The sequence below is a fragment of the Algibacter sp. genome (assembly GCF_029245835.1).
Taxonomy (GTDB): Bacteria; Bacteroidota; Bacteroidia; order Flavobacteriales; family Flavobacteriaceae; genus Algibacter_B.
Window position 1 is genome coordinate 1 of the sequence record NZ_JAQWOO010000025.1, and the last position, 15,509, is coordinate 15,509.

A 15,509-nucleotide genomic window follows, 5' to 3' on the forward strand; every position below is an offset into this window, starting at 1 on the left:
AATTAAAGGAAAATATCTCCAATTATACTTAAATGAATTCGTCTATAAACTAAATCGTAGATATTTTGGAGACCAACTCTTCGATAGGCTTGTTATTGCTAATATCACAGGATTATGACTTATAACGGATATTCAAAAAAACCTATTTCTGTAGATAACACTAGAGCTTTAAAAAGCTTTTTATCTGTAAAATACATTTATGAAAAAAACACTTAACTTACTAGTTGTATGCTTGATTTTTAGTTGTGGAGGTCAAAAACACATTATTGAAACAAATCCAGATTCAGTTAAAAAGGTAGTTCAAAATACCGAAGAAAAACAAACTAAAAATAGTATTAATAAAGAAGCTCTTCTTGTTGAAAATCACATCAAGCTTAAGGATGTGAAAAAGAGCTTAGTATATTTAGCTTCAGATGAATTAGAAGGTAGAAATACAGGAAGCAAGGGTATAGAAAAAGCAGCTATTTACATTGAAACGTTATTCAAAGAAAACAATATAAAACCCTATTTTGAAACCTATAGAGATAGTTTCAATATTGAAAAAATTATTGGGTATAACGTGGTTGGCTATATAGAAGGTAATGACTTAAAGTTGAAAAATGAATTTGTTATTCTTGGAGCACATTACGACCATATTGGAACTGCAAATGCGGTAAATGGAGATGTTATTGCAAACGGCGCAAATGACGATGCTTCTGGTACTGTGGCAGTTTTAGAATGGGCGAAATATTTTGCTAAAATGAAAAATAATAAAAGGAGTATATTGTTTACGCTTTATTCTGCAGAAGAAAAAGGTTTAAAAGGATCAGCTCATTTGGCAAAACGTTTAAAAGAAAAGAATATCAACTTGTATACCATGATTAATTTTGAAATGATTGGTGTGCCCAGAGCCGAAACTGAAATTATGACTTACTTGTCTGGTTTTGAAAAATCAAACATGTCAGAAATACTAAATAGTTATGCAGGCTCTGAAATTATAGGGTTTTTTCCAAAAGCAAAAGAGTTTCAGTTGTTTATGCGTTCAGATAATTTCCCGTTTTACAATGCGTTTAAAGTGCCTGCGCATGCCGTTTCTACTTTCGATTTTACTAACTTTGAATATTACCATCATGTAGATGACGAGGCAGATAAAATGGATTTTGAACACATGACAAATTTTATGAATAAAATGATTCCCGCTCTAGAAGGGATGATTAATGCGCCTGTTAAAGAAATAAAAATGAACAATGAGTAAAAATATAATTATAACTGGTACGAGCCGAGGCATTGGATTTGAATTAGTACAACTATTTGCAAATACAGGGCATAAAGTATTAGCGCTTTCGCGGAATGAGAAGCCAATTCAAAATTTAAAACTAGAAAATGTAACTTGTTTTTCTTTTGATTTGAATGATGATGAAGCTTACAAAAAAGTTGAAGATTTTATTAATTTAGAATGGCAACATGTGGATGTTTTAATAAATAACGCAGGTGCGCTTTTAAACAAGCCCTTTTCAGAAACTTTAATGAATGAATTTGAAGCAGTTTATAAAACAAACGTCTTTGGAGTTGCAGAGTTAACAAGAGTAGTGTTGCCATTCATGAAGCATAATAGTCATGTTGTAACAATAAGCTCTATGGGTGGAGTTCAAGGTAGTATGAAATTCCCAGGATTAGCAGCCTATAGTTCTAGTAAAGCGGCTGTAATTACTCTAACAGAATTATTAGCTGAAGAATATAAAGATTCAGGTATTTCATTTAATGTTTTAGCCTTAGGAGCCGTTCAAACTGAAATGCTAGAAGAAGCTTTTCCAGGATATCAAGCACCAACAACGGCTTTAGAAATGGCAAAATACATTCTGGATTTTTCATTAAATGGGAATGCATATTATAATGGTAAATTGTTACAAGTTTCTAATTCTACGCCATAATTCATGAGTAAATACAAATGTATAATTTTCGATTGCGATGGTGTTTTAATTGATAGTGAATCTATAGCCATTAGAGTTTTGGTTGATATGGCGAATTATTTAGGAGCAAATATGCATTTTAAAAAATCGTTGATTGATTTAAAAGGAAAGTCTCTTAATTCTTGTATGACATTAATTTCTAAAAGAATTGGTAAGCCGCTTCCTGTTAATTTTGAATCAGACTACCGAATTAATACATTTGAAGCTTTTCGAGAACAGATTCAGCCTATTAAGGGTATAAAAGACGTTATAGGAAGTTTGGAAATCCCTTTTTGTGTAGCATCTAGCGGACCAGAAAATAAAATTAGATTAAATCTTGAAATTACAGGTTTGTTGCCTTTTTTTGAAGACAATATTTTTAGTTGTTACGCGCTTCAAAAATGGAAACCAGAACCAGATATATTTTTATGGGCAGCAGAAACTATGGGTTTTAAACCAAATGAATGTTTGGTTGTAGAAGATAGTATTTATGGAGTAAGAGCAGCTAAAAGTGGAGGTTTTGATGTTTTTGGTTATACAGAACATGATTACAATAATGAATTAGAGCAAGAAGCTACTAAGACTTTTAATAGTATGGATAAGCTTTTGGGCATGTTGTGATTTTTAAATTCATTAAACTTTAGGTGATTTAGAACCGTTTTAATGTTTTAAATCCTAAGTTGGATGAAATTATATTTTTTTCTGACAAAGTCAAGTAAGTCAAGCGTATCTTTTTAATAAATCCGTTATTTTAGCAGTAATGCAAAACCAACTTCAAGATTATATTCCTGCAAACGCACTAGCATCAGTTTTAAAACTTTTAAATCAGGATAATTTATTAGTAAAAGTTAAAAGCGAACGTAAAACTCGTCATGGAGATTATAGAGCTTTACCAAATGGTAAGCATCAAATAACAATAAATTCAAACTTAAATAGATACCGTTTTTTAATTACTTTAATCCATGAAATTGCACATTTTGAAGCATACAATGTTTATGGGAAGTTTATAAAGCCACACGGTATAGAATGGAAACGCACATTTCAGCATTTAATGTTACCATTTTTAAATCCAGAAATATTTCCAGATGATATTTTGCCATTATTAGCAAAACATTTTAAGAATCCTAAGGCTAGTAGCGATACAGATGTGAATTTAGCATTTGCGCTAAAACAATTTGATAAAGCGAGCGATAAAACGTATATTTTTGAAGTGCCAATGGGAGCTACTTTTAAACTATATAACGGAAAAGTATTTAAAATGGTAAAAAAACGGGTAAAACGTTTTGAATGTGTTGAGGTTAATACTGGTCGGGTTTATCTGTTTAACCCTAATGCTGAAATAGAATTATTAAATTAATAATAATGTCACCTTGAACGTTGTTAAAATTTACTTAAAACATGTATTTTTTATTTCGTTCTTCATGATAAAAAACAAAAATAATGAACAAAAACTATTACGCCATTTTAATGGCAGGTGGTGTAGGCTCAAGATTTTGGCCGGTAAGTACACAAGATTTTCCAAAACAGTTTCATGATATGCTTGGAACTGGAGATACGCTAATACAAAAAACGTTTCATCGTTTGGCAGATTTAATTCCAAAAGAAAATATTTTTATTTTAACAAATGAACGTTATAATGATCTGGTTTTAGAGCAATTGCCAGAAGTAGAACAACGTCAAGTAGTTTTAGAACCTGCAATGCGTAATACAGCACCTTGTATCTTATACGCATCATTAAAAATTCAGAAGGAAAATCCAGATGCACTTATGATTGTGGCACCTAGCGATCACTGGATTGAGGATGAAAAAACATTTTCAAAAAATGTTCAGCAAGCTTTCGATTTTTGTTCAGAGAATAATGCTTTGATGACTTTAGGTATCCAGCCCACATTTCCAAATACAGGTTTTGGCTACATTGAGTTTGACAAGTCTTCCGCGAAAGCGATAAAATCTGTAAATCAGTTTAGAGAAAAACCAGATTATGAAACTGCTAAAGCGTTTATAGAACAAGGGAATTTTTTATGGAACGCAGGTATTTTTATGTGGAGTGTAAAAAGTGTAGTTGAAGCATTTCAAAATAATCAACCTAAGTTGTATGCATTATTTGAAAATGGAATAGGGGTTTACAATACTGAATTTGAAGATGATTTTATTCGAGATAATTATCCAAAGGCAGAAAATATTTCTGTGGATTATGCCATTATGGAAAAATCAACTAATGTTTTTGTTATTGCTGCTGAATTTGATTGGAACGATTTAGGGACTTGGGGCAGTTTATATGATAAATTAGATAAAGATGAATCTAATAATGCAGTAGTAAATGCTAGAACTTTAGCTGAAGATGCGTCTGGAAATATGATTAGAACCAAAAATGATAAAATTGTAGTTATTGATGGTCTACAAGATTATATAGTTGTTGATAAAGACGAAGTTTTGCTTATCTTTCCTAAGTCGAAAGAACAAGATATTAAGAAAACACTCCAACAGGTTAAAGACAAATTTGGAAAACAATATGGCTAATTATGAGTGAAGAAAGTAAGTTTAATTTCTCAGAAGAAGAGGCTAAGGCTCAAGCTTTAAAAAAGGAACAAAATGTAGAGCAATCTAAAGAAGATGTTAGAAAAGGTGCACAAGGACTTTTAGCGAGTATTAAAAAGTTTTTAAGAGAACTATTAGATTTTAGAGACGATACTGATAGGGACGCAACGATTCAAGCTATAAAAGGCGATATTCCTTTTAAAGGGGCTACTGCATGGATTTTGGTATGTTCAATTTTTGTGGCTTCCATTGGGTTAAATGCGAATTCTACGGCAGTTGTTATTGGTGCTATGTTAATATCGCCACTAATGGGCCCTATTTTAGGAGTGGGCTTATCTATTGCTATAAATGATATAGATACGCTTAAACGCTCATTAATAAACTTAGCAACTATGATTGTTTTAAGTTTGTTAACCGCTTTTCTGTTTTTTAAATTTTTTCCACTTAGTGAGGATACAAACGAACTTTTAGGACGTGTAAAACCAGATATTCGTGATGTTTTAATTGCCTTTTTTGGTGGTTTAGCTTTAATTATTGCCAGAACAAAAAAAGGGACTATTGCATCTGTTATTTTTGGTGTTGCCATTGCTACGGCTTTAATGCCACCGCTCTGTACGGCAGGTTACGGTTTGGCAAAAGGTAACTTTGTGTATTTTGGTGGTGCGATGTATTTGTTTACTATCAATACTATATTTATTGCTTTGGCAACTTTTTTAGTACTTAAACTTTTAAGATTTCCAATGCTTAAATATGCGAATTCTAAAAAGCGATTGTTCATTTCAAGAATGGCAACGTTATTGGCTATTGTTGTGATGATTCCTGCAGGTTTTACTTTTGTAGATGTGTATAGGGAAAGTAATTTTAAACGTGATGCAGGCTTGTTTGTTGATAACGAATTGAGTGCTTTACCTCATGCTGAATACATAAAAAATAATGCCATTTATAAATATGGAGGAAAAGAGGATAGCAAAATTGAACTCAATACTTTTGGTTTAGATGAAATTCCTGAATCTTCCATTTTGCTTTTGCAAAGTAGAATGAAAGATTATGGAGCTTTATCAAATAGTAAATTAGTGATTAATCAGAACCGTTCTAAAAATTTGGATAATTTTAAATATATGGAGGAGCTTAGAACCAGAGACTCTTTAGATTTATTAACGCAAACCCAAAAAATCGCTTATTTAGAGAGTAAGGTTCAGCAACTTTCGAAATTTGAAAAGAATTATATTGCTTTTGATGAATTGAGTAAAGAGGTGAAAATAAATTATGAAACAATAGAGCAGTTTTCTTATGCAAATGTGATTAATTCTAATTTCACTAAAATGGATACTTTACCTGTTTTTTCTGTGAAATGGGTGGATTCATTATCTAAAGAGGAACAAAGAAATAAAGATAAAGAAAAGCTAGAAAAGTGGTTGAAGCTAAAATTTAATTTAGATACATTAGTTGTTAAGCGAGTAAATTAGTTATTCATTCTCTTCAATATACATTTTACGTACTTTTTTGAATAAATTTGAAGAGTAAACAAAGTCAGTAACCACTTCGTTATCCGTTTTAAAAATAGTTTTATTGGAGCCTTCCCAAGCCTTTAAGCCATTTTTTAAAAACACAATTTTTTCGCCAATTTCCATAACAGAGTTCATGTCATGTGAATTTATAACAGTGGTAATTTGATATTCATCTGTTATTTCTTGAATCAAATTATCTATAACTATGGCTGTTTTTGGGTCTAAGCCCGAATTGGGTTCGTCACAAAATAAATATTTAGGTTTGTTTACAATAGCACGGGCAATAGCCACACGTTTTTGCATCCCTCCAGAAGCTTCACTTGGCATTTTATTATGCGCATCATCCAAGTTTACACGTTTTAAAACAAAATCTACACGATCTTCCATTTCGCTTTTGCTTTGTTTGGTAAACATTTGTAATGGAAACATCACATTTTGCGCAATGGTCATGGAATCAAATAAAGCGCTCCCTTGAAATACCATACCTATTTCTGATCTCAAATTACGTTTTTCATCTTCAGAAAGCTTAGAAAATATTTTACCGTCGTATGATATGGTGCCTTCTTCATATTCAAATAAACCTAATAAACATTTTAAAAACACCGTTTTACCTGAGCCACTTTGCCCTATTATGAGGTTGGTTTTTCCTTTGTCAAAGCGTGTACTAATGCCTTTTAGAATCTCAGTGTCACCGAATGATTTATGTAAATTATTAACTTCAATCATTAGCTTAATAACATTTGGGTTAGTAAATAATTTAATAGAATAATAGCAACACTAGTCCATACAAAAGATGTGGTACTAGCTTTACCAACCTCTAGTGCGCCACCTTTCATGTAATAACCATGAAAAGAGGGTATGGTTGCTAGAATAAAAGCGAAAACAAAAGTTTTTATAAATGCGTAAACGACATGAAAGGTTTCAAAATCGTTTTGAATACCAACTATATAGTCTTCAAGAGTACTAAAGCCACCGTAAACACAGGCTGCCATACCGCCTAAGATACCTAAAAACATGGCTATAGAAATAACAAAAGGATAAAGTAGCATAGAGATAAACTTAGGAAACACTAAGTAATTAAGAGAGTTAATACCCATAACTTCCAAAGCATCAATTTGTTCTGTAACTCGCATGGTTCCAATGCTTGACGTGATAAATGAACCTACTTTTCCCGCCATAATAATCGACATGAATGTTGGTGCAAACTCTAATATAATAGACTGTCTAGTAGCAAATCCAACAAGGTATTTAGGGATAAGAGGATTATCAATATTAAGCGCCGTTTGGATGGTAACAACGCCACCAACAAAAAAAGAAATAAATGCCACAATTCCAAGAGAGCCAATAATTAAATCATCAATATCTTTAAGTATCAACTGTTTCATAACTACCCATTTGGTGGGTTTTCGAAACATTTCAGCAATCATTAAAAAATAGGTGCCTATGTTATGGAGGTACGTCATAAATAAATTTGTAAGTGCTAAAGTAAAAAAAAGTTATGCCAATTTAACTTTAAATTTAAATTATGATACTTTAAAAAATGTATTTTTGAATACTATAAATTCTATATTAAAATGAAGTATTTTTTAGCATTATTGTTTGTTTTTTCAATGACTCTGTCCGTTTTAGCACAAAACGAAAATCCAAAGTTGGTAGTTGGTATTGTAGTAGACCAAATGCGGTATGATTACTTAACTCGTTTTTATAGCAAATACGGTGAGGGTGGCTTTAAGCGAATGATGAATGAAGGTTTTAATTGTAAAAACAATCATTTTAATTATATACCCACTAAAACTGGACCAGGTCATGCCTCTGTTTTTACAGGAACAACACCTAAATATCATGGGGTTATTGCGAATGATTGGTATGATAAAAAAGCTAAAAAAATGGTGTATTGTGCAGGTGATGATTCTGTTTTTGCAGTTGGAACAGATTCTGAATTGGAGCGTATGTCGCCTCATCGTATGAAAACCACCACATTTGCTGACGAGAATAGATTGTTTACTCAAATGCGAGGAAAAAGTATTGGGATTTCAATTAAAGATAGGGGGGCTATATTACCAGCTGGTCATTCGGCGAATGCAGCCTATTGGTTTAGAGGTAAAGACGAAGGTGATTTTATTTCAAGCACTTATTACATGGAAAGTTTACCAAAATGGGTTACTAAATTTAATAAATCAAGATCTATAGAGTCCTATTTAAAAACATGGAATACCTTATATGATATTTCAATTTATACAGAAAGTGGCGCAGATTTAAATAATTTTGAAGGCGGATTTAAAGGTAAAGATACAGCAACCTTTCCTTATGACTTAAAAGCATTGGCTAAAGAGAATTCTAGTTTTGATATTCTTAAAGCTACACCGTTTGGTAATAGTATAGTCACCGATTTTGCTATTGCAGCCATTAAAGGTGAGCAATTAGGAAAAGATAACAATACAGATGTTTTAACCGTAAGTTTTTCAAGTACAGATTATGTTGGGCATAATTTTGGCGTGAATTCTAAAGAAATTGAAGATACATACATTCGTTTAGATAAAGAAATAGAGCGTTTTTTAAAAGTGTTAGATGATGAAGTTGGAGCAGGTGAATACACCTTGTTTTTAACTGCAGATCATGGCGCTATTGATGTGCCTTCATATTTGCAAACTGTTAATATTCCATCAGGCTATTTGAACAAAACAGAGCGCAAAGAAAAGTTTCATGATTTCTTAAGAGAAACTTACGGAACTATCAGTATTGTTGAAAATATGAGCAATAATCAAATTTTTCTAAATAAAGAAAAAATAAAAGAACTTGATTTAGATTTAGATGATGTTCAAGAAGCCATAGTTAACGAACAAATAACGTATTCGCATGTTTCTAAAGCATACACAGCTATCACAATGAGTTCTGTTGATTTCACTGAAGGCATTGAAGCGTTATTGCAAAAAGGATTTAATCAAAAACGTTCTGGTGACGTAATTTTAGTAAACGATCCAGCTTATATTTCCTATAGAAAAACTGGGTCTACCCATGGTAGTGGTTTAAATTATGATACCCATGTTCCTTTGTTGTTCTTCGGGAAAGGCATAAAAAAAGGGCAAACACTCAAAAAAACTGAAATAACAGATATAGCTCCAACCATGTCTGCGCTTTTAGGAATAAGTTTTCCAAATGCGGCTATCGGTCAACCTTTAGAATTTGTTTTAAATGAGTAAAAAATCGATTTATTCGTTAGTAGTTATTCTTATAGTTTTGGGAGTTTACGGCTACGAACATTTTTTAGTTGAAGAAGAAAAAACTGAAATTATTGAAGAAGGTAAAACCACTAAAACAGGCACTAACGAATACTTTTTACCAACAAGTACCACAGGACAAATTGTGCACCATGAAGGTTATTCATTATCTTATAACGAAGCGCATGAACAAGCTGAATGGGTAGCATACGAATTGAAGAAATCACATCTTTCAAAAACAAATCACAAACGGCCCTATTTTGAAATAGATAAAGCTGTGAAAACAGGAGCAGCTAGTTGGAGAAACTATAAGAACTCTGGATTTGATCGTGGTCATTTATGTCCAGCAGCAGATAGAAGATATTCTAAAGATGCGCATGATGAAACATTTTTAACCAGTAATATTAGTCCGCAAGAGCATCAATTTAATTCTGGAATTTGGAGCACTTTAGAACATAAAGTACGTTATTGGGCAAGAAAGTATGATGGTGTTTTTGTGGTTACAGGTGGTGTTTTAAAAGGAGAAATGAATACTATTGGAACAGAATATGTTTCTGTTCCTAATCAGTTTTATAAAGTTTTGATTGATACTAATTCAGGCAGAACTAAAATGATTGCCTTTTTAATGCCTCATAGAGATTCTGATAAGCCATTGTATGAGTTTGTGGTTTCTGTTGATGAGGTAGAAGATTTAACTGGAATTGATTTTTTTCCTGAATTAGAGGATGTTCTTGAAGATAAATTAGAAGCTTCAAGCAGTTTTAAAGGTTGGAGTTTTAAATAAATTTTTTGAGCATCCCTTTCCAACGAAGATGTCTAATAAATTTACCTTCTTGATTAGAAACTAAAAAATCAATTTTTTCTTTTTTAGCTTTAAAATAACCAGCTATATAATTTTTAAATAAAGAGAAACTTCCTTTTTTATAAGCCAATTTCAGAGCTGAAATTAATGTGATTACAAAACCATAACGCATTTTATACATGGCTTCACCTTGCAAATATTTTGAGGCTTTGTTATAACTTATTCCTGTTGGTTTTAAGTGTTTAACTTGTAAAGACTCATCCGTTAAAATTTCCCATCCATGATATTTGGCTAATAATTCGTCAACTGTGTCCCAACCCATTGATGGTTTTAATTTTCCAATTTTAAGAAAACAATCTTTTCTATAAGCTTTTAATGCGCCTCGAATATGGTCTTTCCTAGTTAAGTTTTCTAAAATCCATTCTCCATTTTTTTCGATATAGCAAAACCCTGCAACCATACCAAGTTTATCATTTTTATTAAAATGATTTTCCAATTGTTCTAAATAGTTGTCAGGAAAAATTAAGTCGGCATCAAACTTACAAATCACATCGTAGTTATTATCTAAATTATCATAACCTTTATAAAACGCATTAATAATTTTCGAACCTGGTAAATGTTGGTTGGATGATTTATTATTAACCAGAGAAATAAAAGAGTACTTTTGGGTATATCCATCTACAACAGATTCAGTTTTATCTTTAGAATTATCATTAACAACAACAATTTGCTTTGGCTTTAATGTTTGGTTTACCAATGAATAAAGCGTAAGACCAATTGAATCGGCTTCGTTGTGGGCAGGAATGACAATATAAAAGTTCAAGGTATTTAAGTTTAAAACGTAAAGTTAAACTCTTTCGGCATATACAATATAATATCTAGGAGTAAACCATCTTAAAATTGGACGAATCCCAATTTTTTTTGTTGGGTTAGTCCATTTTTCGCGATCAATGATTTTCCATCCTGCTTTTTCTAATAACCAATCAAACTGCCAGTCTTCAAATTCATGATAGTGTCTGTCTAGCATATCGGTTTTGCTTCTATATGCTGAAGAAAACCATAGTTTAAGAGGTATACTAGCGACTAATTTATTTGATTTTATAGATTTTAAAACGGTGAACGGAGAGAGCAAGTGTTCAAATATTTCGAAAGCCGTTACAACCTTAGCTTCAGAATTTTCAATTTTAGAAGTATCAGTATCTAAATCTTCACCTGTAGTATTTTCTACTGAATATCCATGTTCTTTCATGATTTTCGTAAACGGATTTACAACACCTAAATCTAAAATAGATTCGGTATTTGAAACATGTTTTTCTAAAAATTCAATAGTATGTTTAAAACGCTTATTCGGAAAGGTTTTCTCGTACATTAAATAATTTTGTTTTTTTTTATTTCCGTGAAAACGGAAATCTCAAATAATCATTAGACAAATTACTGCTTATAAACAATGGCATTAATATTCATACCAGCACCAACACTAGCAAATATAATAATGTCACCATTATTTATTTCTTGATTACTAATCTCACCATTCAAAATCATGTCGTAGAGTGTTGGTATAGTTGCTACGCTAGAGTTTCCTAATTTTCCAATACTCATTGGCATAATGCCTTCTGGCATGTCCATATTATGCAGTTCATAAAAACGTTTTACAATAGCTTCATCCATTTTTTCATTAGCTTGATGAATCAATATTTTATTCACATCAGAAATATCAATACCGCTTTTGTCAAGACAAGATTTCATTGCTAGAGGCACATTGGTTAATGCGAATTCATAAATTTTTCGTCCATACATTTTTATATAACGACGATTATCTTCAGAATTTTCATTATTTGTTTCTCCAAAATAGATAAAATGCGCTTCATTTAAAGCGTAAGTAGCAGATTCGTGGGAGATAATACCACCATTATCAACTGTAGATTCTAAAACAACAGCTCCTGCACCATCACTATAAATCATAGAATCTCTATCATGAGGATCTATAACACGAGAAAGCGTTTCTGCACCTATAACGAGACATTTTTTAGCAATTCCAGATTTTATAAATGCATTAGCTTGTATAATCCCCTCAACCCAACCTGGGCATCCAAAAAGTAAATCGTAACCAACACACTTTGGGTTTTTAATACGTAATAAATGTTTTACTCTCGAAGCAATGCTAGGTACGGTATCACTTTGATGGCTATCATGTCTAACATCACCATAATTATGCGCAACTATTATATAATCTAATTCCTCACGATTAATCTTAGCGTTTTCTATAGCTTTTTCTGCTGCAAAAGAAGCTATGTCAGAGGTGTTTAAATGTTTTTTAGCATAGCGACGTTCGTCAATACCAGTAATGGCTTTAAACTTCCTTACGATAATTTCGTTAGGTGCATTTATAGCAGACCCATCGCTGTTTAAAAATTCATGATTATAAAAGTCTTCATTCTTTTCAACATTCGCTGGAATATAGCTTCCGGTACCAGTAATTTTAATATTCATAAATACGAAAATTGCTTTTAATTAGTTTCTTTTCACCAAAATAAAATCTTTTAAACAAAATAAAATCCGATTTAAAATAAATTTACGATGTTCAAAGTGTGTTTTTAGGCTTCCGCATAAGCTTCAATTGGTACGCAAGAACAAATTAAATTTCTGTCTCCATAAGCATCGTCAACACGTCTTACACTTGGCCAGAATTTATTATCTCTTACATACTCTAAGGGAAAGGCTGCGGCTTCACGAGAATAAGGGAAGTACCATTCGTTTGCAGTAATCATATCTAAAGTGTGCGGTGCATTTTTCAACATATTATTTTCGTCCTCCTTTGTTACGCTGTCTATTTCTTTTTTAATTGAAATCATGGCGTCACAAAAACGATCCATTTCTGCTTTGCTCTCACTTTCGGTAGGTTCAATCATCATAGTTCCTGCCACAGGGAATGAAACAGTAGGTGCATGAAATCCATAATCCATTAAGCGTTTTGCAATGTCTGTAACCTCTATACCATTGTTTTTAAAAGGCCTGCAATCTATAATCATTTCATGTGCTGCACGACCACGTTCACCAGAATACAAGGTGTCAAAACTTCCTTGAAGACGATGTTTTATATAGTTTGCATTTAAAATGGCGATTTTAGTAGACTCTGTTAAACCTTCAGATCCAAGCATTTTTATATAACCATATGAAATTAAACAGGCTAAAGCAGAACCAAATGGTGCTGCAGAAATTGCTGTGATAGCTTTGTCTCCACCAGTTTTAACTAAAGGGTTTCCAGGTAGAAAAGGTACCAGTTGTTTTGCAACACAAATGGGGCCAACTCCAGGACCGCCGCCACCATGCGGTATAGCGAAGGTTTTATGTAAGTTTAGGTGGCAAACATCTGCGCCAATATTTCCAGGGTTGGTTAAACCAACTTGGGCGTTCATGTTTGCACCGTCCATATAAACTTGTCCGCCATTATCATGAATGATTTGTGTGATTTGTTTTATCGCTGATTCGTAAACACCATGTGTAGAGGGATAAGTAACCATTAAAGCAGAAAGGTTGTCTTTATGTAACTCTGCTTTTTCGCGTAAATCGTTAATATCAATATTACCTTCTTCGGTAGATTTTGTAACGATTACTTTCATGCCTGCCATAACAGCACTTGCAGGATTTGTTCCGTGTGCGGAAGAAGGAATTAAACAAATGTTTCTATGATGGTCATTACGAGATTCATGATAAGCTTTTATAACCATTAACCCAGCAAACTCACCTTGAGCTCCAGAATTTGGTTGTAATGATGTAGCAGCAAAACCTGTAATTTCTGTTAATTGGTCTTCTAATTCTTTTAAAACAGTCAAATAACCTTTAGCTTGTTTTAAAGGTGCAAAAGGATGAATGTTACCCCATTTGAACCAGCTTAAAGGAAGCATTTCTGCTGCCGCATTCAGTTTCATAGTACATGAACCTAACGAAATCATAGAATGGTTTAGTGCTAAATCTTTACGTTCTAAAGCTTTTATATAGCGCATTAATTCTGTTTCAGAGTGGTAGGTGTTGAATACTGGTTCACTCAGAAAATCAGACTGTCTTTTTAAAGTGTCAGAAATAGTGTTGACTTTTTCAACAGCAGAAATTGTAATAGTTTCTTTTTTAGCAGCTTCAGCAAAAACAGTAATCAAATAATTAATATCTCGAATAGCTGTAGTTTCATTAATTGAAATGGTAACCGTTTCAGAATCTGGATAAAATAGATTTACCTTCTTTTTAGTGGCTATTTTTCTTATTTTTTTTGCATTAGTCTTTATTTGGATGGTGTCAAAATACGAGGTGTTAATTTGTTGATAGCCTAATTTCTCTAAAGCGTTAGATAAACAAACCGTTTTGTTATGCACTTTATTGGCTATAAATTTTAACCCTTGCGGACCATGATACACGGCATACATGCCTGCCATAACTGCCAATAATACTTGAGCAGTACAAATGTTAGAAGTCGCTTTGTCTCTTTTGATATGTTGCTCGCGAGTTTGTAAAGCCATACGTAAAGCGCGATTACCATTTGCATCTTTTGTAACCCCTATAATACGTCCAGGTAAATCACGCTTATAAGCTTTTTTAGTAGCAAAAAATGCTGCATGCGGACCACCATAACCCATTGGGATTCCAAAACGCTGTGTCGTTCCTACAACAACATCTGCTCCAAATTTACCAGGTGCTTCAAGTTTTACCAAACTTAATATATCGGCTGCAACGGCAACTTTGATTCTTGCCTCATTGGCTTGATTTATAAATGATTTTATGTCGGTAATTTGACCATTTTTTCCCGGATATTGTAAAATAGCTCCAAAAAATGCTTCTGAAAAATCAAATGCCTCTTCATCACCAACTACGAGTTCAATACCAATTGGAGTTGCTCTTGTTTGTAATAATGATAAGGTTTGAGGTAATATATTTTTAGAAACAAAAAACTTATTGATATTTGCTTTCTTCTGGTCACGCTCACGAACCGCAAAAAGTAAACTCATGGCCTCTGCAGCAGCAGTACTTTCATCAAGTAAAGATGCATTAGCGATTTCCATTCCTGTAAGATCGATAATCATGGTTTGGAAATTCAATAAAGCTTCCAATCGTCCTTGAGCAATTTCTGCTTGATACGGTGTATATGCTGTGTACCAACCTGGGTTTTCAAGAATGTTTCTTTGAATAACAGCTGGCAGAATAGTGGGGTGATACCCTAAGCCTATATAGGTTTTGTATGCTTTATTTTTTTTAGATAAATCATGAATATGTAATAAATACTCATGTTCCGTCATGGGTTCATCCAAATTTAAACCGTTTTTTAACCGAATATCATTAGGGATCGTTTCGTAAATCAACTGATCTAAAGAATCTAATCCTATAGTATCTAACATCAGGTTTTGATCGTCCTCTCTCGGACCAATATGACGTAAAGCAAAAGCGTTTGTATTCATTAAGCAGTTTTTTTATATAATTCGCAAAATTACGTAATATTTGATGTGTTTTAATGAGTCAAATAGAAAGT

General features: G+C 32.6%; 14 protein-coding genes and 1 pseudogene. 9 read left to right on the top strand and 6 right to left on the bottom strand.

The features are described from left to right. From P8K68_RS03115 to P8K68_RS03145, 7 genes and pseudogenes are all read left to right on the top strand, one after another. A pseudogene (locus tag P8K68_RS03115) lies at positions 1-118 on the top strand (IS1595 family transposase); the annotation flags it as partial. 81 nt (positions 119-199) lie between these two features. Further along, on the top strand, positions 200-1,234 hold the full coding sequence (locus P8K68_RS03120; RefSeq protein ID WP_300248131.1) for a M20/M25/M40 family metallo-hydrolase: 1,035 nt from the start codon (positions 200-202) through the stop codon (positions 1,232-1,234). Next, on the top strand, positions 1,227-1,910 hold the full coding sequence (locus P8K68_RS03125; RefSeq protein WP_300248133.1) for an SDR family oxidoreductase: 684 nt from the start codon (positions 1,227-1,229) through the stop codon (positions 1,908-1,910). The genes P8K68_RS03120 and P8K68_RS03125 overlap by 8 nt, the downstream gene beginning before the upstream one ends. Positions 1,911-1,913: 3 nt before the next feature. Then, positions 1,914-2,549 (top strand): HAD family hydrolase, encoded by a 636-nt coding sequence (locus tag P8K68_RS03130; RefSeq protein WP_300248135.1) that lies wholly within the window; start codon positions 1,914-1,916, stop codon positions 2,547-2,549. Between the two features lie 139 nt (positions 2,550-2,688). Next, a complete protein-coding gene (locus P8K68_RS03135; protein ID WP_300248137.1) occupies positions 2,689-3,285 on the top strand; it encodes a SprT-like domain-containing protein in 597 nt (198 codons plus the stop codon). Between the two features lie 83 nt (positions 3,286-3,368). Continuing rightward, entirely contained in the window at positions 3,369-4,448 is a 1,080-nt protein-coding gene (locus P8K68_RS03140) for a mannose-1-phosphate guanylyltransferase (protein ID WP_300248139.1), read from the top strand. 2 nt (positions 4,449-4,450) lie between these two features. Continuing rightward, entirely contained in the window at positions 4,451-5,932 is a 1,482-nt protein-coding gene (locus tag P8K68_RS03145) for a DUF389 domain-containing protein (protein WP_300248141.1), read from the top strand. Here P8K68_RS03145 and P8K68_RS03150 read toward each other — a convergent pair whose 3' ends face one another. Together P8K68_RS03150 and P8K68_RS03155 are read right to left on the bottom strand one after the other, a co-directional pair. Beyond that, a complete protein-coding gene (locus P8K68_RS03150; protein ID WP_300248143.1) occupies positions 5,933-6,700 on the bottom strand; it encodes an ATP-binding cassette domain-containing protein in 768 nt (255 codons plus the stop codon). Next, positions 6,700-7,437: an ABC transporter permease gene (locus P8K68_RS03155; protein ID WP_300248145.1), complete on the bottom strand. Its 738-nt coding sequence runs from the start codon at positions 7,435-7,437 to the stop codon at positions 6,700-6,702. The genes P8K68_RS03150 and P8K68_RS03155 overlap by 1 nt, the downstream gene beginning before the upstream one ends. Before the next feature lie 111 nt (positions 7,438-7,548). Between P8K68_RS03155 and pafA the strand changes: the two genes are divergently transcribed. Then, positions 7,549-9,174, top strand: coding sequence for an alkaline phosphatase PafA (pafA, locus tag P8K68_RS03160; protein WP_300248147.1), 1,626 nt, complete (start codon positions 7,549-7,551; stop codon positions 9,172-9,174). After that, a complete protein-coding gene (locus P8K68_RS03165) occupies positions 9,167-9,976 on the top strand; it encodes a DNA/RNA non-specific endonuclease (protein WP_300248149.1) in 810 nt (269 codons plus the stop codon). The genes pafA and P8K68_RS03165 overlap by 8 nt, the downstream gene beginning before the upstream one ends. Here P8K68_RS03165 and P8K68_RS03170 read toward each other — a convergent pair. From P8K68_RS03170 to gcvP, 4 genes are all read right to left on the bottom strand, one after another. Then, on the bottom strand, positions 9,969-10,817 hold the full coding sequence (locus P8K68_RS03170; RefSeq protein ID WP_300248151.1) for a glycosyltransferase family 2 protein: 849 nt from the start codon (positions 10,815-10,817) through the stop codon (positions 9,969-9,971). The two genes, P8K68_RS03165 and P8K68_RS03170, sit on opposite strands and share 8 nt — an antisense overlap. A 24-nt stretch (positions 10,818-10,841) precedes the next feature. Beyond that, the gene (locus P8K68_RS03175) at positions 10,842-11,363 is read right to left on the bottom strand and encodes a methyltransferase (protein ID WP_300248152.1); all 522 of its coding nucleotides are present in this window, start codon (positions 11,361-11,363) and stop codon (positions 10,842-10,844) included. A gap of 62 nt (positions 11,364-11,425) precedes the next feature. Beyond that, the gene (locus P8K68_RS03180; protein ID WP_300248154.1) at positions 11,426-12,484 is read right to left on the bottom strand and encodes a ketoacyl-ACP synthase III; all 1,059 of its coding nucleotides are present in this window, start codon (positions 12,482-12,484) and stop codon (positions 11,426-11,428) included. A 104-nt stretch (positions 12,485-12,588) separates the two neighbouring features. Beyond that, positions 12,589-15,438: an aminomethyl-transferring glycine dehydrogenase gene (gene gcvP, locus P8K68_RS03185; protein WP_300248156.1), complete on the bottom strand. Its 2,850-nt coding sequence runs from the start codon at positions 15,436-15,438 to the stop codon at positions 12,589-12,591. Positions 15,439-15,509: the final 71 nt, after the last annotated feature.